The organism is Massilibacteroides vaginae, from assembly GCF_900178525.1.
GTDB lineage: Bacteria > Bacteroidota > Bacteroidia > Bacteroidales > Tannerellaceae > Massilibacteroides > Massilibacteroides vaginae.
On the sequence record NZ_FXDJ01000009.1, the window covers coordinates 986,772 to 1,008,100 of the forward strand.

19 protein-coding genes are annotated in these 21,329 nt (G+C 40.1%); 13 read left to right on the forward strand and 6 right to left on the reverse strand.

What is annotated here, in order from left to right; genetic code table 11:
• Nucleotides 1–2 precede the first annotated feature (2 nt).
• The 4 genes from yidD to B9Y81_RS12630 are packed head-to-tail and all read right to left on the reverse strand — an operon-like array spanning nt 3 to nt 2,096.
• A complete protein-coding gene (yidD, locus tag B9Y81_RS12615) occupies nt 3–224 on the reverse strand; it encodes a membrane protein insertion efficiency factor YidD (RefSeq protein ID WP_085537267.1) in 222 nt (73 codons plus the stop codon).
• Nucleotides 221–610 carry a ribonuclease P protein component gene (gene rnpA, locus B9Y81_RS12620; protein ID WP_085537268.1) on the reverse strand — a complete coding sequence of 130 codons (390 nt, stop codon included), beginning with the start codon at nt 608–610 and terminating at the stop codon, nt 221–223. The genes yidD and rnpA overlap by 4 nt, the downstream gene beginning before the upstream one ends.
• The gene (locus B9Y81_RS12625) at nt 610–1,368 is read right to left on the reverse strand and encodes a uroporphyrinogen-III synthase (protein ID WP_176221511.1); all 759 of its coding nucleotides are present in this window, start codon (nt 1,366–1,368) and stop codon (nt 610–612) included. The genes rnpA and B9Y81_RS12625 overlap by 1 nt, the downstream gene beginning before the upstream one ends.
• Complete coding sequence (locus B9Y81_RS12630; protein WP_085537270.1) at nt 1,365–2,096, reverse strand: DUF4271 domain-containing protein; 732 nt, start codon at nt 2,094–2,096, stop codon at nt 1,365–1,367. Before B9Y81_RS12630 ends, B9Y81_RS12625 begins: the two co-directional genes overlap by 4 nt.
• A 119-nt stretch (nt 2,097–2,215) precedes the next feature.
• Between B9Y81_RS12630 and nadB the strand changes: the two genes are divergently transcribed.
• The 10 genes from nadB to B9Y81_RS12680 all read left to right on the forward strand — a co-directional run bounded on the left by nadB (nt 2,216) and on the right by B9Y81_RS12680 (nt 15,867).
• Nucleotides 2,216–3,790 carry an L-aspartate oxidase gene (nadB, locus tag B9Y81_RS12635; RefSeq protein WP_085537271.1) on the forward strand — a complete coding sequence of 525 codons (1,575 nt, stop codon included), beginning with the start codon at nt 2,216–2,218 and terminating at the stop codon, nt 3,788–3,790.
• A gap of 82 nt (nt 3,791–3,872) precedes the next feature.
• The gene (locus tag B9Y81_RS12640; protein ID WP_085537272.1) at nt 3,873–5,090 is read left to right on the forward strand and encodes a GNAT family N-acetyltransferase; all 1,218 of its coding nucleotides are present in this window, start codon (nt 3,873–3,875) and stop codon (nt 5,088–5,090) included.
• A 621-nt stretch (nt 5,091–5,711) separates the two neighbouring features.
• On the forward strand, nt 5,712–7,148 hold the full coding sequence (locus B9Y81_RS12645; protein ID WP_085537273.1) for a Gfo/Idh/MocA family oxidoreductase: 1,437 nt from the start codon (nt 5,712–5,714) through the stop codon (nt 7,146–7,148).
• 313 nt (nt 7,149–7,461) lie between these two features.
• Nucleotides 7,462–9,036, forward strand: a complete 1,575-nt coding sequence (locus B9Y81_RS12650) for a sensor histidine kinase (protein WP_085537274.1) — start codon at nt 7,462–7,464, stop codon at nt 9,034–9,036.
• A 3-nt stretch (nt 9,037–9,039) separates the two neighbouring features.
• A complete protein-coding gene (gene rprY, locus B9Y81_RS12655) occupies nt 9,040–9,771 on the forward strand; it encodes a response regulator transcription factor RprY (protein WP_085537275.1) in 732 nt (243 codons plus the stop codon).
• 326 nt (nt 9,772–10,097) lie between these two features.
• A complete protein-coding gene (locus B9Y81_RS12660; protein ID WP_085537776.1) occupies nt 10,098–11,288 on the forward strand; it encodes an acyloxyacyl hydrolase in 1,191 nt (396 codons plus the stop codon).
• Nucleotides 11,289–11,326: 38 nt separating this feature from the next.
• Nucleotides 11,327–12,043, forward strand: coding sequence for a glycosyltransferase family 2 protein (locus B9Y81_RS12665; protein WP_085537276.1), 717 nt, complete (start codon nt 11,327–11,329; stop codon nt 12,041–12,043).
• A 3-nt stretch (nt 12,044–12,046) separates the two neighbouring features.
• Nucleotides 12,047–13,543, forward strand: a complete 1,497-nt coding sequence (locus B9Y81_RS12670; protein ID WP_085537277.1) for a glycosyltransferase family A protein — start codon at nt 12,047–12,049, stop codon at nt 13,541–13,543.
• A 183-nt stretch (nt 13,544–13,726) separates the two neighbouring features.
• Nucleotides 13,727–14,329 carry an RNA polymerase sigma-70 factor gene (locus tag B9Y81_RS12675; RefSeq protein WP_095996282.1) on the forward strand — a complete coding sequence of 201 codons (603 nt, stop codon included), beginning with the start codon at nt 13,727–13,729 and terminating at the stop codon, nt 14,327–14,329.
• A gap of 80 nt (nt 14,330–14,409) precedes the next feature.
• Entirely contained in the window at nt 14,410–15,867 is a 1,458-nt protein-coding gene (locus B9Y81_RS12680) for a SusD/RagB family nutrient-binding outer membrane lipoprotein (RefSeq protein WP_085537278.1), read from the forward strand.
• Nucleotides 15,868–15,976: 109 nt separating this feature from the next.
• Here B9Y81_RS12680 and typA read toward each other — a convergent pair whose 3' ends face one another.
• Nucleotides 15,977–17,776: a translational GTPase TypA gene (gene typA, locus B9Y81_RS12685; RefSeq protein WP_085537279.1), complete on the reverse strand. Its 1,800-nt coding sequence runs from the start codon at nt 17,774–17,776 to the stop codon at nt 15,977–15,979.
• A gap of 147 nt (nt 17,777–17,923) precedes the next feature.
• Here typA and rpsO point away from each other — a divergent pair, with 147 nt between their 5' ends.
• Nucleotides 17,924–18,193, forward strand: coding sequence for a 30S ribosomal protein S15 (gene rpsO / locus B9Y81_RS12690; protein ID WP_085537280.1), 270 nt, complete (start codon nt 17,924–17,926; stop codon nt 18,191–18,193).
• 227 nt (nt 18,194–18,420) lie between these two features.
• On the opposite strand, the gene B9Y81_RS12695 is transcribed toward rpsO, so the two are convergent.
• Complete coding sequence (locus B9Y81_RS12695) at nt 18,421–18,612, reverse strand: hypothetical protein (RefSeq protein WP_085537281.1); 192 nt, start codon at nt 18,610–18,612, stop codon at nt 18,421–18,423.
• Between the two features lie 223 nt (nt 18,613–18,835).
• Between B9Y81_RS12695 and B9Y81_RS12700 the strand changes: the two genes are divergently transcribed.
• Together B9Y81_RS12700 and porX are read left to right on the forward strand one after the other, a co-directional pair.
• Nucleotides 18,836–19,306, forward strand: coding sequence for a hypothetical protein (locus tag B9Y81_RS12700; protein WP_085537282.1), 471 nt, complete (start codon nt 18,836–18,838; stop codon nt 19,304–19,306).
• 459 nt (nt 19,307–19,765) lie between these two features.
• On the forward strand, nt 19,766–21,316 hold the full coding sequence (gene porX, locus B9Y81_RS12710) for a T9SS response regulator signal transducer PorX (protein WP_085537284.1): 1,551 nt from the start codon (nt 19,766–19,768) through the stop codon (nt 21,314–21,316).
• Nucleotides 21,317–21,329: the final 13 nt, after the last annotated feature.

Consider the following 21,329-nt stretch of genomic DNA (forward strand, 5'->3'; position numbering starts at 1 on the left):
AATCAGGGCACCGGATCATAACCGCTGCCTCCCCAAGGGTGACAGCTAAGAATACGTTTGGTTGCAAGATAGAGACCTTTTATGGGGCCATGCTTCTTCAATGCCTGTATAGCATACGCTGAACAAGTAGGCGTATATCTGCACGAAGGAGGAGTATAAGGAGAAATGCAATACTTATAGAAATAAACCGGAGCAAGCAGTATCGCTACAAAGAAACGTTTCATTCTATATTTTCCTTCAGTAAGGCAATTGTTTTGCGCATAGCCTTCTCAATGGTGGTATGAGGATGAATTTCTTTATCCAGATAGAGAAAGGCGATCAGCAAATTTTTATTTCTGTCCTTGAGATGGGTAATCAATTCCGGCTTTTGCAGGCGATAGGCCTCTCTTACCTGCCGTTTGATCTTATTCCGCTTCACGGCTCGCTTAAACTTCTTTTTCGACACACTGATCAGGATAGAAGATGCGGCCGGCATTTCTTGCTCAACAGATAAATAGATGACCCGTAATGGAAACGCTACAAACGACTGTCCTTTTTCAAACAACAAGTCAATGTAGCGTTTCCATGACAGGCGTTCCTCTTTGGTGAGAGTAAACCTATGATCTGTCATTATTTCTTATTATCACTCAACTCTTTTTTCAAGTACAATTCCAGCGCTGCCGTCATCGACGGAGCTTCAGGAGAGGGAGCTTCCACATCCAACCTTAGGCCGGCATCTTTAACGGCTTTGGCGGTGGTTGGTCCGAAACATCCTATTTTAATATTATCTTGCTGAAAACCGGGGAAGTTTTTCAATAAGGATGTGATTCCCGACGGACTGAAGAAAACAAGCATATCATAATCGAACACTTCGTCTTTTTCAAAATCATTACTTACCGTACGATACATAACCGCCTTAGTGAAATTTATTTTTTTTGCTCCCAGCAAAATCATCAGATCATCTTTATGAACATCCGATACGGGGATAAAATATTTCTCCTTAGCATGTTTTGCTATAACGGATACAAGATCATCCACTTTTCCTGTTTGTCCAAAAAAGATCTTCCTTTTACGATAAACGATATACTTCTGAAGATAGACGGCGATTGCCTCAGTCGTACAGAAATACTTCATTGTTTCAGGAATTGCCACTCTTAACTCTTCGCACAATTGAAAGAAGTGATCGATTGCGGTACGCGCCGTGAAAATCACAGCCGTATGATCCAAAATGGAAACCTTTTGCTGTCTGAACTCTTTTGAATTTAACGGCTCTACTTTAATAAAAGGACGAAAATCTATTTCTACTCCATATTTTTCAGCAATATCAAAATAGGGTGATTTCTCAGTCGTAGGTCGGGGCTGCGATATTAAAACTTTCTTTATACTCAATGCCATAAAGTACTCATCTTGATAAAGTTATACAAATAAACCATACCTTCGTACAAAAATACCAGAGGTAAAATTTCTTGGGCGCAAAGATACAAATTTATATGCAAAAACCCTGAATTTTTTCTATAAAATATACGCATTGTCTTATATATTATCGCAAAACGACACAAAATATACAAAAACACAAACAGAAGAAAGGATAAAGAAGGATACTTACCCCAAAGGGCAGACCAAGCTACCGGCACATAAAGAGACACGCCCCAAGCGCCCATGATGGCAACATAACTGCTCCGCCATATCTTGAACTTATTCACATCCGAAAAGATCATCCCAGTTAGTTCGTACAGCACCCATTTAAAAAGAAAGAACAATAAGATTATTACAAAAAGCCCCCCTATGCAAATTAAAATATTCGGGAGCGTTAGGTCGAAATCAAGATAACCTTTATTATAGAAGAAGGAAAAAGCAAACAAGGTGCAGAGAAATAACGCTTGAAGAATCATGAAAACCCGAAAATAAAAATCGGAAACCGCCCCTTGCTTAAAAAGGCTTTGACGCTCTTTGATGTAAATCACATCGTTAAACATTTTCAAGCAGGCGCGATAGTTGAAGCGAAACACGAAGGCAAAAAGAACCAGGGCAGACAGGATCAAGGTGAATAAAAAATCATTCAGCACCTGACCGTCCCACAAACGAATCCCTACGAATCCTTCAAATAAATCCTTCATGTTTTTATCGTTCTCTTTTTCAAGCGCAAAGATATGGAAAAAAACAAGGCCGAATTTACCTGCTCTATGACGCCGAATGGTTTTAATTTCTATTTTTGCGTATCTAAAGATAGTATGTGATGGTAAAAAGATACGATTTCTTAGTTATTGGATCGGGTATAGCAGGAATGAGTTTTGCACTTAAAGTAGCCGGAAAAGGGAAAGTAGCCTTAATCTCTAAAACAAATCTGGAAGAAGCAAACACCTATTTCGCACAGGGAGGGATAGCTTCTGTTACCAACCTGATTACCGATAATTTCGAGAAACACATTAAAGACACAATGATCGCGGGCGACCAACTCAGTGATTTGGCGGCCGTGGAAAAAGTGGTTCGGGAAGCTCCCGCACAGATTGAAGAACTGATTAGCTGGGGGGTCGACTTTGATAAAGACGAGAAGGGAAATTTCGATCTGCATCGCGAAGGTGGTCATTCCGAGTTCCGCATTCTGCACCACAAAGACAATACCGGAGCCGAAATACAAGACAGCCTCATCAAAGCTGTACAAAAACACACCAACATCGATATCTACGAGAATCATTTTACGATAGAAATACTTACGCAACACCATTTAGGAGCCACCGTAACCCGGCAAACGCCAAACATTGACTGCTACGGAGCTTATGTGATGGATATGGATACAGGCAGAATAGACACATTCCTCTCCAAAATCACCCTGATGGCTACCGGTGGCATTGGGGCGGTTTACCAAACAACAACCAATCCGATGGTAGCAACCGGAGATGGCATTGCCATGGTTTACCGCGCGAAGGGCACTGTTAAGGATATGGAATTTGTACAGTTCCACCCTACGGCGCTTTATCATCCGGGAGACAGACCGTCTTTTTTGATTACTGAAGCAATGAGGGGATACGGCGGTGTGTTACGCACAAAAGACGGAAAGGAGTTTATGCAGAAATACGACGAACGCCTTTCGCTTGCGCCACGCGATATTGTTGCACGTGCAATCGACAACGAAATGAAGAACAGGGGAGACGAGCATGTTTTTCTCGATGTTACACACAAGAACGCGGACGACACAAAGAAACATTTCCCCAACATCTATAAGAGATGCCTTGAAATAGGTATAGATATCACCCGTGAATACATTCCCGTTGCTCCTGCCGCTCATTATTTATGCGGAGGCATCAAGGTAGATATGAACGCCCGTTCGTCTATCAACCGGCTATATGCCGTAGGCGAATGTGCTTGTACCGGGCTTCATGGGGGAAATCGCTTGGCCTCCAATTCGTTGATAGAGGCCGTAGTTTATGCTGACGCAGCGGCAAAACACAGTTCCACGATTATTGGAACTCTTGCCTATCAGGAAAACATACCGGCATGGAACGACGAGGGAACAAGCTCGCCCGAAGAAATGGTACTTATCACACAAAGCATCAGAGAAGTAGGACAAATAATGAGTACTTATGTGGGTATCGTTCGTTCCGATCTTCGTCTGAAACGGGCCTGGAACAGACTCGACACGATATACGAAGAAACCGAAAGTTTGTTTAAACGTTCCGTCGCCTCAAAAGACATTTGCGAACTGCGCAATATGGTAAACACCGGCTACCTGATTATGAGGCAAGCCATCGAGCGAAAAGAAAGCCGCGGTTTACATTATACGTTAGACTACCCGCCGGTTTCTAATAAATAATAAAAGCAACAGGATAATTATACCGCACGAATGACAATGGTATCAAAATAATGATACATTTGCAGAGAATTTAAAAAAGATCATGCAAGGCCATAAATTACGGGAGCAATTAGTATTAAAACCGGTAAGTGTCAAATACCTGGATCAGTATAACGAACTGTTACGTTATGTATTTCAGGTAACCAACCAGGAACTGGTAGAGAGTGGTTACGAAGACGGCGAAATAATCCGGGCAAAACGTCCGGTACTACAAAAATCGGAAGTGCTGGGTTGGTTTAACGGAGAGCGACTTATTTCTCAGATTTGCATCTATCCCTGTGTAGTAAACATACATGGCAAGCTCTTCAAGATGGGAGGACTTACCGGAGTAGGCACGTATCCCGAATACACCAATATGGGTTTGATGAACGATCTCATCAAAGTGGGCCTCAGCAAAATGCGTGAAAAGAAACAATGGATCTCTTTCCTCTACCCCTACTCTATACCTTATTATAGGAGAAAGGGTTGGGAAATCATCAACGAACATCTTACATTTATATTAAAAGACACACAGATACCCAAGTATCCGGCATTGCCGGGCTATGTAGAGCGCGTACCTATAGACGACAAGGTACTTATGGACACTTACGACCTGTTCGCCAAGACCAACCACGGCGCCATGATTCGCGAAAAACTTGAATGGGACGAATACTGGCGCTGGGAAAACGAAGACGAACGTAATGCCGCGGTTTATTACAACGGAGACAATGAACCAATGGGCTATTTGATGTATTGGATAGAAGATGACGTTTTCCACATTAAAGAAATCATCTACCTGAACCAGGAGGCGCGTAAAGGCTTATGGAACTTCATCCATGCGCACGATTCCATGATCGACAAACTGGAAGGGCATGTTTACAAAAACGAGCCTATAGCCTACTTGCTTGAAGACAGCCAGATTATTGAGTCTATCGAGCCCTATTTCATGGGAAGAATTGTAGATGTCGCCGCATTTCTGAAAGAATATCCATTTGCTACGAAAGGACGTCCGTTTCATTTTGAAGTAACCGACCCCATAGCAGAATGGAACGAAGGCGTATTTGGCATAAGTTGGTCAAAAGACGGAGCCGTACAAGTTTGCCGGGAGAAAACAGGCAGGCCGGTAAAACTAAGTATACAAACACTGACCGCTATGATGATGAGCTTTCGTCGTCCATCCTATTTTCATAAAGTAGATCATCTTCACACCGACCTCAAAACATTGAAAATGCTTGAAAATATTATCCCAAGCGAACAACCCTATTTTTCAGACTATTTTTAAGCCTTTTTACCGCCTTTTTACTACCTTCTGCACCACATTGATTATCAACACATTAAACATACTCAAAAACATAAAGGTTATTTTTTGAAAAATAAAGGATATATTTTTTTTCATATAGTAATGCAAAAAAATGCCTCCGGATTATGAGTGAATTTGTTGGGGATAACAAGCAACAAACGGATAGGATAGAACCTTTATAAAAAAACGAAACGGCTAAATTCACACCCAGCCGTTTCCACATTTAACCGTTTTAAACAAAAAGAAAAAGTTAGTTAAGGTATGAATAGTGTTTCTTTTTATAAGGGAAATCTATTTGTCCTTAAATAAAATAGAAAAACAAAGATATAATAAAATTATTATTAAACCTCGCCAGTTAGTGTTTTTTGTGATTTCATGCCCATTCTCATGCCGTTTTAGCCATAATATTCATGGTGTTTACAGCAAATTCCCCTCCTGCATTAATAATAAAATAATTCTTTATCTGCAATAGCAAAAGCGGATTGTTTGCCTATAGCATACATTTTCTTTTTTAAGAAAGGTTGATTAAGGAAAAAAATACCTATTTTCGCAAGATAGATTTGTGTTTGCGCAAACAATAATTAATCTTAATACATAGATACCATGAAATCAAGTGAAATTTCAAGACGTTTATTCCTAAAACAAGCGTTAGCTGCTTCGGCTGCAACGGCCATTCCTGCTTTCTGGACGCCAACCCAGGCAAGAACAATGCCTTCCAATCCTTTTGTAAGCGCGAATGATCGTGTTAACCTGGCCATTATCGGAGCAGGATTCCGGGGTGGTGAAATCGCGAAAGATTTTTACAACACAGGATTGTGTAACATTGTGGCACTTTGCGATGTTGACATGGGTGCACCTCATACACAGGAAATTATGAATATGTTTCCTGACGCGCCGCGCTTTCAGGACTTCCGGAAAATGTTTGACAAAATGGGCAATCAGATCGACGCTGTAACAGTAGGTGTTCCCGATCATGCCCACTTCCCTATTACTATGGAAGCAATGGCACACGGAAAGCATGTTTATGTTGAAAAACCAATGGCACGCACCTTCAACGAAGTAGAAATAATGATGAAGGGTGAAAAAAAATACGGTGTGGTAACCCAAATGGGTAATCAAGGCCACTCGGAAGCAAACTATTTCCAGTTCAAAGCCTGGAAAGAAGCAGGTATCATTAAAGATGTAACCGCGATTACGGCCCACATGAACAACTCGCGTCGCTGGCACAAATGGGATCCGAAAATCACAAAATTCCCGGCTGCCGAACCCATTCCTTCAACAATGGACTGGGACACTTGGTTAGGCGTAGTGAAGCATCATGATTATAATAAAGATTTCGTAAACGGACAATGGCGCTGCTGGTTTGATTTTGGCATGGGCGCATTGGGCGACTGGGGAGCACACATCATCGATACGGCTCACGAATTCCTCGATTTAGGTTTGCCATACGAAATCAATCCTACGTATCTGAAAGATCATAACAAGTTCTTCTTCCCCATGTCTTCTACAATCGTATTCAAATTCCCGGAAAGAGGCAATATGCCGGCGTTGGATATTACTTGGCAAGATGGGCTCGACAATATTCCTGCCGTTCCTGAAGGATATGGTGTGTCCGAAATCGACCCGAACATTCCAACCGTTGCAGGAGGAAAAATACAGCCTGCTAAACTAAACCCGGGCAAGGAAATATACTCGAAAACACTTACGTTCAAAGGTGGTTCTCATGGAAGCACATTATCAATTATTCCGGAAGAAAGAGCGAAAGACATGGCATCCAAACTGCCTGAAGTACCAAAGAGTCCGTCTAACCACTTCGCGAACTTCCTGTTGGCTTGTATGGGAAAAGAGAAAACACGCTCTCCGTTCTCAATCGCAGGTCCGCTTAGTCAGGTGTTCTGCCTTGGCGTGCTCAGTCAGCAATTAGGCGAGAAACTACTGTTCGATAGAACAACCAAACAGATAACAAACAACGCGCTGGCCAATCAACTACTCGTTGGCGAGCCTCCCCGTAAAGGTTGGGAAGAGTACTATAAGATTTAAACTCCCCGACAGCCGTTATGATTGCGAACGTAAGCGAAAATGATCTTCCACAAAACAGATCATATCGCTTCGCTCGCATTTTTGTTTTAAAATTACCTATCATCCTGAATTAAAATTTAAGAAATTCGGTCGTTCTTTGCATATCAATATTGTTAAAACGCTAATACGCTGTTTTTCATACACTATTAAGCGTTTCCATAGTCGCATGATTAGATATATTAAGAATTGACACCCCTGATTTTCACTTTTTTTGTGTAAATATTAAACTAAAATGGGCGTTATTTGTTCCATAATTAGTAGGTGAATATAAAATATGAGGAAGTCGACAGTTTGGTTACTGGCCATAGTTATGGCATTCGCATTTGCAGGACTCTTATATCTGCAGGTGACGTATGTGACGACTATTCTGAAATCAAGCAGCGAGCAATTTAGCGAAACAGTGAAAAGAAGCTTGCATCAGGTTTCAAAGAATCTGGAATTAGACGAAACCAGCAAGTATCTGGAAGACGATATCAACCGGGAGGAAAGCAGTTATATGTATCAGGATAAGTCGGACTCGAAATCCTTGTCTCAGGTAATTACCCAGGAGCAATACCAACTGCAGATACGCGACTCGAACGGATCGACCATTAATCAGACCGTGCGCCGAACACAGTTATTGGATAATCGTAAGTTCGAGCCTTTTTCTTCTTTATCCTCTTCCGCGAAATCAAGCTCGTCGACCAACAGTATTGTGAATGCCTCCAGACAATTGCAAGATATCGTTACAACGCGATACCTGTATCAGAGGGGATTAATGCATGAGTTGCTTCTGAACATCATGAACACGGCAAACTTAAAACCGATTGAAGAAAGAGTCGATTTTAAGAAACTTGATTTTTATCTGCGAACAGAATTTCTGAATAATGGTTTAGACATTCCTTATGCTTTTTTTGTTATTAATAAAGATGGGCATACGGTTTTTCAGAGCAGCGATGTACAGCCGAATCCTGCTGATATAGTTACTCAGGTGCTTTTTCCGGGAGACCCTCCTTCCAAACAGAATTATCTGAAGGTGTATTTCCCTACCAAAAGCGACTATATCGCGCAGTCGGTAACTTTTTTAGTTCCTTCGGCTATTTTCTCATTGTTATTATTGGTTACATTCGTGTTTACTATATATATCGTATTCCGTCAGAAAAAGCTTTCGGAAATGAAGAACGACTTTATCAATAATATGACACACGAGTTGAAAACGCCTGTCTCCACCATATCATTGGCGGCACAGATGCTGAAAGACTCGGATATTACGAAAAGCCCCGATGTGTTCAAGCATATCTCAGGCGTAATTAACGATGAAACCAAACGTCTTGGCTTCCTTGTTGAGAAAGTATTGCAGATGTCACTTTTCGAAAAACAGAGGGCGGCATTAAAATTGAAAGAAGTCGACGCGAATGACCTGATTGCCGGTATAGCCAATACGTTTACGCTAAAAGTAGAAAAATACGGAGGCAGCATCGATATTGACCTGCAAGCAGAAGAATCGTCTATTTACGTAGATGAAATGCACGTTACAAATGTATTGTTCAACCTCCTCGACAATGCGGTAAAATACCGCAGACCGGAAACTCCGCTGACGCTTATGGCACGGACATCCAACGAGGGAGGAAAACTTCAGATATCGATCGAAGACAATGGAATAGGGATCAAGAAGGAGTACCAAAAGAAAGTATTCGACCGCTTCTTCCGCATCCCAACGGGAAATGTACACGATGTAAAAGGTTTCGGACTGGGATTAGCCTATGTACGGAAAATCGTGGAGGAACATGGCGGTACTATACGTGCCGAAAACGGAACGGGAAATATTGGAACGAAATTTATTATTACTTTACCTCTTATAAAAAGTTAGTTTATGGATGAAAAGCTAAAAATCTTCTTTTGTGAAGACGACGAGAATTTAGGAATGCTTTTAAGAGAATACTTACAAGCAAAAGGGTATGTAACAGATCTTTTCACCGATGGTGAAGCAGGCTATAAAGGATTTACTAAAGGCAAATATGACCTTTGCGTATTAGATGTGATGATGCCGAAAAAGGATGGTTTCACTTTAGCTCAGGAGATCCGCTCGATCAATCCTGAAATTCCGGTGATCTTCCTTACCGCCAAAACAATGAAAGAAGATATTCTGGAAGGTTTCAAGATTGGCGCGGATGATTATCTGACAAAACCATTCAGCATGGAAGAGCTTTTGCTTCGTATCGAAGCGATTCTTCGCCGTGTGAAAGGTAAGAAGATGAAGGATATTCCATTCTACAAATTGGGCAACTTCATGTTCGACACACAAAAACAAACGCTGGCAATCGGCGACAAAGTAACCAAGCTGACCACAAAAGAATGTGAATTGCTTAGCTTGCTTTGCTCTCATGCCAATGAGATTCTGGAACGTAACTATGCCCTGAAAACAATTTGGGTAGACGATAACTATTTCAACGCGCGTAGTATGGACGTGTATATCACCAAACTTCGTAAGTTGTTGAAAGACGATCCGGGAATCGAAATCATCAATATCCACGGAAAAGGATACAAACTGATCACTCCGTCAGGAGAAGAGCAGGTAAAAGATGATGGTGTACAGATCCTGTAAAAGCTAAATCGGAATAAAAGGCGTGTTCACAACCACGTCATTGCAAAAAAAGACGAAGTAACAAAGCAATCCATTGTTTACGCCATGGATTGCTTTACTTTGGTCGCGACAAAGCGTGTCACCAGGGTTACACACTCAACAACAAACAAACTCATTGAATATCCGGCTAACAGCGTCCGTACATGAACTGTGAGGGAGAATATATAAAAAACAGATCGGAAACATTTTTAGTAAGGGTTTACCTTATAAGCCTACTACTATTATTCAGCATACCTTTTACCATTGGGCAGACGATTGGTCAATTATTTGCCTTTAGAGCCAACGGTATGTTTCAACCGGGAGGAGACTTCTCTCCGATCGACAGCCTCACCTGCTATATGGACTCTTTCCCTGTGTCGCGCAAATTCATCCATCAGTTTGGAGCAGAGGTCAGACCCGGCTTTATTATCCAATCCAATTCCTTTCTGAAGGGTGATAATGTGACCGGAAAAATCATGCGCAACTCCTTAGCTTCACATTTAAGGTATTCATTCCAGTCTCAACCAAACACCTGTACCGACATTATTTACGGAGGTGTATATCAAGGTCTGGGGTTAGCTTATTTCAATTTCGGAGAACCGGAACAGCTGGGAAATCCTTTTGCATTCTATTTATTTCAAGGAGCCCGTATAGCAAAACTATCTCCGCGGGCTTCGATTAACTACGAATGGAATTTTGGTGTATCCTCCGGATGGAAACCGTATGATACCTACGAGAACTCCTACAATAAGGTGATCGGATCGAAAGTTAACGCCTATATGAACATCAACATTTACCTGAACTGGATACTTTCCCGTCAGTTCGATCTGACCACAGGCGTTGATTTAACACACTTTTCAAACGGAAACACGAAATTTCCCAACGCAGGATTAAACACCTCAGGATTCAAAATCGGCTTAGTGTATAATTTCAACAGAGAAACAGAAAAACTATCCTCTTCATTCAACTACCGCATCCCCGAATTCAACCGCCATATAAGCTATGACCTGGCTCTGTTTGGCTCCTGGCGTAGAAAAGGAGTAACATTCGGCGACGTACAAGTAGCATCGCCCCATGCCTATACTGTGTTAGGCTTTAACTTCTCCCCCATGTATAACGTAGGCTATAAATCCCGCGTAGGAGTCTCCTTAGATGGCGTTTACGATGGCAGTGCAAACGCATATACCGAAGATTACATATCCGGCACCGAACAAGAGTTTTTCACACCCTCACTTAGCAAACAATTAGCCTTAGGTCTTTCAGGAAGATTTGAATACGTAATGCCCTACTTTAGCGTAAACTTAGGCTTGGGAGTAAACGTTCTCCACAAAGGCAAAGACCTAAAAGGCCTATATCAGGTACTGGCACTCAAAACAGATATCACCCGAAACACATTCCTACACATAGGCTACTGCCTGCAAAACTTTCACGACCCCAACTACCTGATGTTAGGTATCGGAATCCGATTTAATAATAGATATCCGGTTTTACGGCATTAAGACCGAAAAAGTCTACCTTTGCCTAAAATGAGTAAAAGATGAAAGAAATACAAATTATTACTCCGGTAAAAAATTCAATTGAACTTACTTTGGAGACAATAAAGGCAATCATGTCCTCCGACATAAAATGCCCTTTTACCTATACTGTATATAATGATTTCAGCACGGAAGAGAATACCCTGATTCTTGAAAATGCCTCTAAAGAATTAGGTTTCACATTGGTTAATCTTTCAGACTTAACAACAAATCCTTCGCCGAATTATTTATTAATCCTTCAGATAGCCCAAGAAAAAGCAATTCAAAAAGAAGCCGGATTACTAATTATTGAGTCGGATGTAATCGTAAAAAAACATACTATACAAAGTTTGTTTGAAGGCGCTTTAAAATCAGACCAATGCGGTATAGCCGCAGCAGTGACAGTAGACGAGGGAGAAGAAATAAACTATCCATATCTTTATGCAAAGGGGAAAGAGAATAAAGTATTTAAAACGAGAAAGCACGTTAGTTTTTGTTGCTCATTACTTACTTTAAACTTCTTGAGATGTTTTGACTTTCACGAATTAGACCCGACAAAGTCGTGGCATGACGTAACTATCTCCCATCAGTCTCTGAGCCTAAAATTCAGCAACTATCTATTTACAACTCTGACTGTTTGGCACAGACCTCATGGAAGTCGTCCTTGGAAACAGTTGAAGTATACAAACCCAATAAAATATTATTGGCAAAAATTGATTCACAAGCGCGACAAAATTTAATAAATGAATAGACAAAAAAAACTTCCCCTCGTTTCAATAGTCATTCCTGTCTATAATATGGAAAAGTATTTGGAGGCAACTTTGCAATCTGTATTCGCATCTACTTATTCAAATTATGAGATAATACTTATTGATGATAGTTCTGAAGACAATTCTTATACAATATGTAAACAATATGAAAATGAGAACGAGAATGTATTCTGTTTTAGTCAACCAAACGGAGGACCTTCCGCTGCCAGAAACAATGCGATACGTCGGGCAAAAGGGAAATATATCCTACCAGTTGATGCTGATGATCTAATTGCTTCGGATTATATCGAATTAGCTGTAAATACAATAGAAAGTGACCCTGACATAAAAGTGGTTTATTCACAAGGCTGGTTTATTGGAGACAGAACTGGTGTTTGGAAAAGACCTGCTTTTTCGTTACAATTGTTGGCCCGTAAGAACATGATCGATATCTGCGCTTTATATCGGAAAATTGATTGGGAACGTGTTGGTGGATATAACGAAGAGATAAAAAGTCGTGAAGACTGGATGTTCTGGATAGCAATACTTAAAGATGGAGGTAAGGTTATTCAATTACAGAATACCGGAATTTATTATCGCATCCGGAAAAACTCAAAACGTATTACTGATCGTGAAAATAAAAATAAAGTTATTCGCTATCTGAATGAACAACATCCAGAATTCTTTAGAAAGCATCTAAAAGGACCTTTAAGAAACAGCCGAAGTTGGTCCAAAATAATCAACACATTCGTAAATATACTACATCCTCAGAAAACAGTTATTCACACCGATTACAAAGAATTAGAGAATTTCGTATATAGTATACCTACTCTTTTCAGAAAGGGAAATGGCGAACGTATTTATAAAGGACGCAATGAACTCCGACTATTTAAAGAGGGTAAATATGATTTGGTTGTAAAGTCATATAAAAGGCCTCATCTAATTAATCAAATTGTTTATGGGTTTCTACGCAGCTCTAAAGCCGAAAGATCCTATCGCTATGGATTAATTTTATTGAAAAATGAGATAAAAACTCCTCAACCTATTGCATTCTTAACACGACGTCGTTGGTTACTTTTTAATGATAGCTATTCAGTTTCTTTAAAGTCCGAACTACCATATATCTATAATGATTTAAAAAAACGACATTTTGAAAGACAGGATGAGATTGTGGAACAAATAGCCCGTACAGCTGCATATATGCATGAAAAAGGGTTTCTTCATAAGGACTTTTCAGGAGGTAATATTCTTTTTGATGATGACAAAAAAGACATAAATGTTGAGTTAGTTGATTTAAATCGTATTTGTTTTAAAAAAGTAGGGAAAGATGACGGTTGTAAAAATTTAGAACGTCTTTCAAGCACAAACGAAATAACTTCATTAATTGGAAAAACTTATGCTATTGAAAGAGGCTATGACCCGGATTCTTTTGTGAAAAGAATGAATATATATATTAAAGCAGAAGAAGAATCACGAAAAATATCCTATTAAAAATGGATTATAACCTAATCTTATCTAAACACATTGAAAAACATGTTCTATTTTAATTAAAGGGCTTATTGGTTGTCAAAATCATCTGAATTTGCGTAAAAAAGTAAACATTTTAACACTCAATCCTATATAATATAAGAAAAAACACATATATTGCATCTGTAAATCATAGTCACTCGCTTGATGAACATTGATTCTGATCTGATTGAAAACATAAAAAAAGGAGACCGTACTGCTTTTGATGAACTTTATAAGCAGTATTATTTTTCTCTTCGTGCTTATGCCCGTTTATTGCTTTATGAAAATGAGGCTGACGATGTGGTACAGGATGTTTTTTTTAAAATATGGATAAACAGGGAACAGTTAGAGCCCTCTCTTTCTGTACGTGGCTATTTGTTGCGCTCCGTATATAACACTTCTCTTAATATTATTAAAAGGAAAAACCTACAGGAAAACTACAACAATTCGTACAGACAGAAAATCGAACGAATTGGTCAAGATCATTATTACAATCCGGATATCAACGAAACTATTACAAATCTTTTTAATGATGAATTGCGTAAAGAACTGAATAAGGCGATTGAAACTCTTCCTCCTCGCTGTAAAGAAGTTTTTACGCTTAGCTTCCTTTACGAATTTTCAGGCAAAGAAATAAGTGAAAAATTAGGTATTTCCGTAAGCACGGTTGAAAATCACATCAATAACGCGCTTAAAATTTTAAGAACTAAATTAATAACACATAAGGATGAATTGTTGGTTTTACTCTTACTCTGGCATTTTTCATGAAATATTGTATTTTTGTTTAGGTGCTCCATTGGTTTTAATTGTATTTAAAATGTAATTGAAGTCGAAAGTAAAGATGTGAAATGAGCGAGAACATAGAACATATCATCTGTTTATACCTTACGGGGGAATCCAATCCTGAAGAGGAAAAGGTTTTATATGAATGGATTAACCTTTCCAAAGAGAATGAGCAGTTATTCTTTGAGCAGATGGCGTTGTGGCGAATGAAATCTGAACTGAAAAACAGTAATGTCGCGACTTTAAATTACTCGCTTAGCAAGCTTAACGCAAGAATAAAAAAGCAGGAGAAGAAGCGTAAATACTCTCTCAACCAACGCATTATTTGGAGTAGTATCGCCGCAGCTGTTTTTATCGGTGCTATTTTTATAACGTCGTTATTTTCTACCGACCGGTTTTCGCCTCCTCTTATTACTTATTCGAATACGATGGAAGATTCTATTATGACTATTACACTTGATGATCAAACCATCGTATGGCTAAACACAAATTCTTCATTATCTGTTTCGGCTGATTTTCTTGAAAACGAACGGAAGGTTAATTTATCCGGTTGTGCATTTTTTGAAGTAGCAAAAGATTCTTTACAACCATTTATTGTTTCATCCGATCAGTTCCAGATCCGTGTTTTAGGAACCTCTTTTGGTATCAGTACGGATTATGCCGAAAATCTGAGTGAAGCTATCCTACTTGAAGGTTCGGTGCAACTCGAAAACCGGCATGGAGACAAATTGGCCTCCCTCTTTCCGGGTCAGCAAGCCTTAATTTCAAAAAACTCAAATACTATTGAAATCAATAATGTTGATGCAAGAAAACTTGCCCCTCGCGCACCATCCATGTTCGTTCCTGCTATTGACGGTGGAGATTGGCGTGGTGTACCTCCCGGATTATCCAGAACAGAAGCTAACGCCGGCATCTACAAACGGGTTAACCTACCTGAATTAGGTATTCTCGTTAAAGGTGGAGCCGCTTACAAAAGCAGACCTTACGATGTGTTCTTGTATGAAGAAGTATGTTTCCTGAAAGCAGAAGCAGCATTGCGTGGCTTTGTTGCCGGAGATGCGAAAGCAGAATATGAGAAAGGTGTAAACGCTTCTTTCTCAACATGGGGAGTAAGTAGTCAGGCCGGAGAATATCTTGCCTCAACAGCAAAAAACGAAGCCGAAACAAGTGCTAATTTCGACGATATCTCAGGAGCAGGTAATACAGCCCTTGAAAAAATCATCACACAGAAATACCTCGCGCTATTCCCGGACATGTCAATGGAAGCATGGAACGACAAGCGCCGCCTGAATCTGCCTCGTATGGATGTAGCGGCGTTCAGACATGAGCTATTCTATGACAATAATAATAAGGATATCAAGGATCCGACGAACTTTATCCGACGCGTTCAATACCCTCAGAACGAAAAAACCATCAACAAAGATGAATACAGCAAAGGCGTAGCTCTGCTGGGAGGTGAAGACAACGTAACAACATCAATCTGGTGGGATAAGAAAGCAAATTATTGCACGTCGGCAAAATAAGAGAATGATGTAGTTTTTGAGTTAATGTGATTTAGTATTAGGAGGTCGGATAGAATTAAACTCTTTCTGACCTCCTATTTTTTTTAAAGAAATGTATTATAATCCTATCTTAACTTTTAGCCTGACGCTTACGGTCGTTCTCATCAAGGAGTATTTTACGCATACGCATGTAGTGTGGCGTTATTTCCACATACTCATCCACTTTGATGTATTCCAGTGCGTCTTCCAGACTGAAAATGATGGGAGGAGCCAACGATACCTTATCATCCGAACCGGATGCACGCATGTTGGTTAGTTTTTTCGACTTAGTTACGTTTACAACCAGATCGCCTTCCTTGGAATGTTCACCTACCACCTGTCCGGCATAGATATCTTCTTGTGGAGAGATAAAGAAACGTCCGCGTGATTGCAGGTTGTTCAATGCGTAAGCAAAGGCTGTTCCTGTTTCCATAGCTATGATAGAACCGTTGTTACGGCGTTCGATATCTCCTTTCCAGGGTTGGTATTCATGAAAACGGTGAGCCATAATTGCTTCACCTGCCGACGCTGTTAAAACAGCGTTGTTTAAACCGATAATACCACGAGATGGGATAATAAATTCAAGATGCACCCGATCGTTCTTTGTTTCCATCATCGTCATTTCTCCTTTACGCTTGGTTACCATATCAATTATACGGCTTGAGCACTCTTCAGGCAAGTTGATGGTCAATTGTTCCACCGGTTCACACTTTACGCCGTCTACTTCTTTAATGATTACCTGCGGCTGTCCTACCTGCAACTCATATCCTTCACGACGCATCGTTTCGACTAATACGGAAAGGTGAAGTACTCCACGTCCAAAAACCAACCAGGAATCAGCAGAATCCGTAGGCACAACACGAAGCGCCAGGTTCTTATCCAATTCCTTCTCCAAACGTTCAAAGATATGGCGGGAAGTAACAAACTTACCGTCTTTACCAAAGAAAGGAGAGTTGTTTATTGTAAACAACATCGACATTGTCGGCTCGTCGATGGCGATGGTTGGCAGCGGTTCCGGATTGGTAACGTCGCAAATGGATTCTCCGATCTCGAATCCTTCTATACCAATCAAAGCACAGATATCTCCGGATTTAACAGAGGCAGTTTTCGCACGCCCTAATCCTTCAAACACATTGACTTCTTTAATACGAGACTTAACCATAGAGCCGTCACGTTTACACAACATCACATCCTGACCTTCCCGTAGTTCGCCACGATGTACGCGTCCAACCGCGATACGTCCTAAATATTTAGAAAAGTCTAACGAAGTAATCAACAGCTGAGGTGTTCCTTCCAAAACTTCCGGTTCGGGGATGTGTTCAATAATCGCATCTAAAAGCGAATTAATATCTTCGGCCGGTTTCTTCCAGTCGAGCGACATCCAGCCTTGTTTTGCCGAGCCGTAAATAGTAGGAAAATCCAATTGGTTTTCGGTGGCGTCCAGACTGAACATCAGGTCGAACACCATCTCCTGCACTTCCGAAGGGCGACAGTTTGGTTTATCCACCTTGTTAATAACTACAATTGGTTTCAAACCAAGCTGGATTGCCTTTTGAAGCACAAAACGCGTTTGCGGCATAGGTCCTTCAAAAGCATCTACCAACAGCAAACAACCGTCTGCCATATTTAACACCCGTTCCACTTCGCCTCCAAAGTCGGCGTGTCCCGGAGTGTCAATAATATTGATCTTATAATCCTTATACTTTATCGAAACGTTTTTTGCAAGAATAGTGATGCCTCGTTCCCTTTCGAGGTCATTATTATCTAAAAACTGGTCCGGCTCCGCTTGTCCTTCTCGAAATAACTTACCGGCTAATAACATTTTGTCAACGAGCGTTGTCTTACCATGATCAACGTGCGCGATAATCGCGATGTTTCTAATCTTTTGCATTGAGACTAATTTATTGGCGACAAATTTACAACAAAAAATCCGCATCTATAAAAAAAGGATGTGAAAGTATTGTTACTCAGAAAGAATCATTACCTTTGCACCTGCTTAAAATAATATAGTATTAATTTATTAAAGTAACACAGAATCATGTATATCGATTCAGCAAAAAAACAAGAACTCTTTGAAAAGTACGGTAAATCAACAACTGATACCGGCTCGGCAGAAAGCCAAATTGCGCTATTCTCATTCCGTATTAACCACCTGACTGGTCACTTGAGAAAGAATCAGAAAGATTTCAACACGGAGAGAGCGCTTAAAATGTTAGTTGGTAAACGTCGTCGTTTATTAGACTATCTGATCAAGGTTGATATCACAAGATATCGTGCCATCATCAAAGAATTAGGAATCAGAAAATAAAATATTTTTTATTTTTACCTTAAAAAGGACATCGCCCACAGACGATGTCCTTTTTTTATACCTCCGAAGTTGCCGCTTCTCTTTACTTTCCGCTACTCATTACGCCGGAGTCGTTATCACTGTTGTGCAGTCTTTTTTGTACGGCATTGAATTTTCGTCCGAACGAGAAATTATACGAGAAATGCACCATCAATAAGCGTGAACTCTCATTAATATAGCCTACATGCTTATAAGAGGCAAAGCGCGACCGGTTTTGTTCCGACAATAAATACCGAGTCTGTTGTTTGAAGCACAACATTGGCAAACTCCATCGGTTCCTGATTTTTTCCATCCAGAACACACCCTTTAATGTCTATTTTTTGAGCAAAAGCACCCACCACCATGCTACCGAGCAACATGATTAAAATCATTCGTTTCATAATCACGTTGTATTTTTATTGAACACTTTGCAGGGTGGCCTTTCCTGCCTTCTATCTGTAAGACGCAATAGAAAGAAAAAACGTTACACTATTTTCTGTTTTTCTTTTTTTGTTAATAAAAGTTTTCTTATTAAACCTCGCACAAGATAAACAGTCTATTTATTCAAACCCGGGATAGTAGAGAGAAGATGAATAAAGTAAAACCAACAAAAAGGTAAAAAGGATGAAAACAAAAATCATGCTCATTATAACGCTGGTAGCTGCCATGTTGGCTACTTCGTATGCGGAAGGTAGAGATTGGAAAGGCAAACCCTACAGATACGAAACAAGATTTGAAAGATCGCTGAATTACCAACAGAGAGCCGCCATAAATCAAATTGAATTATGGAAGCAGAAGGCTTCAAAGCCATTGTTTTCCAAGCTCAATAAGTTGGAGTCACGGCATAATTCGTTAATTAACAAGAGAAAGCCTAACCTAAACAAGATTAACGCAAATATTTACGAAATAGAACAGGTAAAAAGTCAATTGGCAAGGATTGAGGCGAAATCACGTGTTGATATCTTGTCTCTGTTGGACAGAAATCAAAAACGACTGTTCGCGGAGTACGAGAAAACACACAGACAATCATTCTATTCGGACAGGAGACAAGGAAGGCAGGGAAGACATGCTCATATTGCAATATGTCCGATGTAATTTATCCGGAATGATATCGATTTCAATTTCAATGCGGGTGCGTGTCTAAGGTTCTGGACACGCACTCGTTTTTTTTACATTTTAAGTTAAAAAAGGGGGTGTTTTGAGCAAAAAATACGGTTTTCATAAAATCCTGATTTTCATTATTTTAGATATAGCTGAAAATACATCCTTTATTTTTGGAAAAATAAAGGATATGTTCGGAAAAATAAAGGTTATCTTTTTAAAAACAAAGGATGCAAAAAAATACCCCTCCAATTCGAAGCGAAACGGAAATGTTAATTTTATTCTGCCGATCAACTTCTTCCTTGCCGAATTTCCATATATAATTACGGTCAACAGCTATTAATAGTTGGTAAATGCCATACGCTTTAAAGAATAACTTCGTTATAACAAAACAGATAAGCATTATATTTGTATAAACAGATTACTTTTGTAGTCACAAAACAGCAACAGGATATGGCAACAAGAAAAGACAGAATACTTTGGGCGGATGACGAAATAGATTTGTTGAAGCCGCACATTTTATTTTTGCAGGATAAAGGGTATGAAATCGTACCGGTTGTCAGCGGCATGGACGCAATAGACTGCTGCAAAGAGGAATCTTTCGATATTATTTTTTTGGACGAGAATATGCCCGGACTTAGCGGACTGGAAACGCTTGCCCAGATCAAAGAGATCAATCCGAATGTACCGGTGGTGATGGTCACGAAAAGCGAGGAAGAGAGCATTATGAACCAGGCTATCGGAAATAAAATAGCCGATTACCTGATCAAGCCTGTAAACCCCAATCAGTTATTATTATCGATTAAGAAAAACGTACACAAACAGGTGATCATTTCCGAAACTACCACGGTTGGCTATCAGCAGGAGTTCGGACGCATCGGGATGCAAATAAATGAATCGTTGAGTGCGGACGAGTGGAAAGAGTTGTATAAAAAGCTGGTGTATTGGGAGTTGGAGTTGGAAAGCAACCAGGCGCAAATGGCCGAAATGCTTTCCATGCAGAAGAAAGAAGCAAACAACGCCTTCGGAAAGTTTATTAAAAAGAATTATACGAACTGGATACGTCATCCGGAAGACCGCCCGTTGATGAGTCCGGATTTATTCAAAAAGAAGGTATTCCCATTGCTGGATGAAGGCGAAAAGGTATTTTTTATTCTTATTGATAATTTCCGGCTGGATCAGTGGAGGGTAGTCAAAGATTTACTATCCAACTACTTTACATTTGATGAAAATCTGTATTACAGCATTTTACCCACGGCTACGCAATACGCCCGAAACGCTATATTTTCCGGATTAATGCCGGCACAGATAGAAAAAATGTTTCCGAATCTTTGGGTGGACGAAGAAAGCGAGGAGGGGAAAAACCTGAACGAATCGCCTTTGATTCAGACTCAGATTGAGCGTTTCCGCAAGAAATATTCGTTCTCTTATCATAAGATAAGCGACTCTACCTACGGCGAGAAATTGCTTTCCAACATTTCATCGTTAGACAATAACCAACTCAATGTGGTAGTGCTCAACTTTGTCGATATGCTTTCGCACGCGCGCACCGAAATGAAGATGATACGTGAACTGGCACAAAGCGAAGCAGCCTACAGAAGTCTGACGCGTTCGTGGTTTCAGCATTCTACCACATTGGAATTGTTCCGCCGAATTGCCGACAAGGGATACAAGGTGGTTCTTACAACAGACCACGGAACCATCCGTGTAACCGATCCGCAAAAAGTGATAGGCGATAAAAACACCAATACGAACCTGCGTTATAAAGTAGGTAAGAATCTCAATTACAACCCCAAGGAGGTGTTCGAGATACGGCATCCGGAGGAAATAGGTCTGCCTACGCCGAACCTCAGCAGCAAATATATTTTCGCCCTGAACGAATCGTTTCTTGCCTATCCTAACAATTATAATTATTACGTGTCTTATTATAAAAACACATTCCAACATGGAGGTATTTCCATGGAAGAGATGATGATTCCGTTTATTACAATGGATCCCAAATAATACTGATTAAAAA

What these genes read in the sequence shown, in the direction of transcription:
- yidD (WP_085537267.1), bottom strand. Translation starts at nt 224, where the DNA reads ATGAAACGTTTCTTTGTAGCGATACTGCTTGCTCCGGTTTATTTCTAT.
- rnpA (WP_085537268.1), bottom strand. Translation starts at nt 610, where the DNA reads ATGACAGATCATAGGTTTACTCTCACCAAAGAGGAACGCCTGTCATGG.
- B9Y81_RS12630 (WP_085537270.1), bottom strand. Translation starts at nt 2,096, where the DNA reads ATGAAGGATTTATTTGAAGGATTCGTAGGGATTCGTTTGTGGGACGGT.
- nadB (WP_085537271.1), top strand. Translation starts at nt 2,216, where the DNA reads ATGGTAAAAAGATACGATTTCTTAGTTATTGGATCGGGTATAGCAGGA.
- B9Y81_RS12640 (WP_085537272.1), top strand. Translation starts at nt 3,873, where the DNA reads ATGCAAGGCCATAAATTACGGGAGCAATTAGTATTAAAACCGGTAAGT.
- B9Y81_RS12645 (WP_085537273.1), top strand. Translation starts at nt 5,712, where the DNA reads ATGAAATCAAGTGAAATTTCAAGACGTTTATTCCTAAAACAAGCGTTA.
- B9Y81_RS12650 (WP_085537274.1), top strand. Translation starts at nt 7,462, where the DNA reads ATGAGGAAGTCGACAGTTTGGTTACTGGCCATAGTTATGGCATTCGCA.
- rprY (WP_085537275.1), top strand. Translation starts at nt 9,040, where the DNA reads ATGGATGAAAAGCTAAAAATCTTCTTTTGTGAAGACGACGAGAATTTA.
- B9Y81_RS12660 (WP_085537776.1), top strand. Translation starts at nt 10,098, where the DNA reads ATGTTTCAACCGGGAGGAGACTTCTCTCCGATCGACAGCCTCACCTGC.
- B9Y81_RS12665 (WP_085537276.1), top strand. Translation starts at nt 11,327, where the DNA reads ATGAAAGAAATACAAATTATTACTCCGGTAAAAAATTCAATTGAACTT.
- B9Y81_RS12670 (WP_085537277.1), top strand. Translation starts at nt 12,047, where the DNA reads ATGAATAGACAAAAAAAACTTCCCCTCGTTTCAATAGTCATTCCTGTC.
- B9Y81_RS12675 (WP_095996282.1), top strand. Translation starts at nt 13,727, where the DNA reads ATGAACATTGATTCTGATCTGATTGAAAACATAAAAAAAGGAGACCGT.
- B9Y81_RS12680 (WP_085537278.1), top strand. Translation starts at nt 14,410, where the DNA reads ATGAGCGAGAACATAGAACATATCATCTGTTTATACCTTACGGGGGAA.
- typA (WP_085537279.1), bottom strand. Translation starts at nt 17,776, where the DNA reads ATGCAAAAGATTAGAAACATCGCGATTATCGCGCACGTTGATCATGGT.
- rpsO (WP_085537280.1), top strand. Translation starts at nt 17,924, where the DNA reads ATGTATATCGATTCAGCAAAAAAACAAGAACTCTTTGAAAAGTACGGT.
- B9Y81_RS12695 (WP_085537281.1), bottom strand. Translation starts at nt 18,612, where the DNA reads ATGAAACGAATGATTTTAATCATGTTGCTCGGTAGCATGGTGGTGGGT.
- B9Y81_RS12700 (WP_085537282.1), top strand. Translation starts at nt 18,836, where the DNA reads ATGAAAACAAAAATCATGCTCATTATAACGCTGGTAGCTGCCATGTTG.
- porX (WP_085537284.1), top strand. Translation starts at nt 19,766, where the DNA reads ATGGCAACAAGAAAAGACAGAATACTTTGGGCGGATGACGAAATAGAT.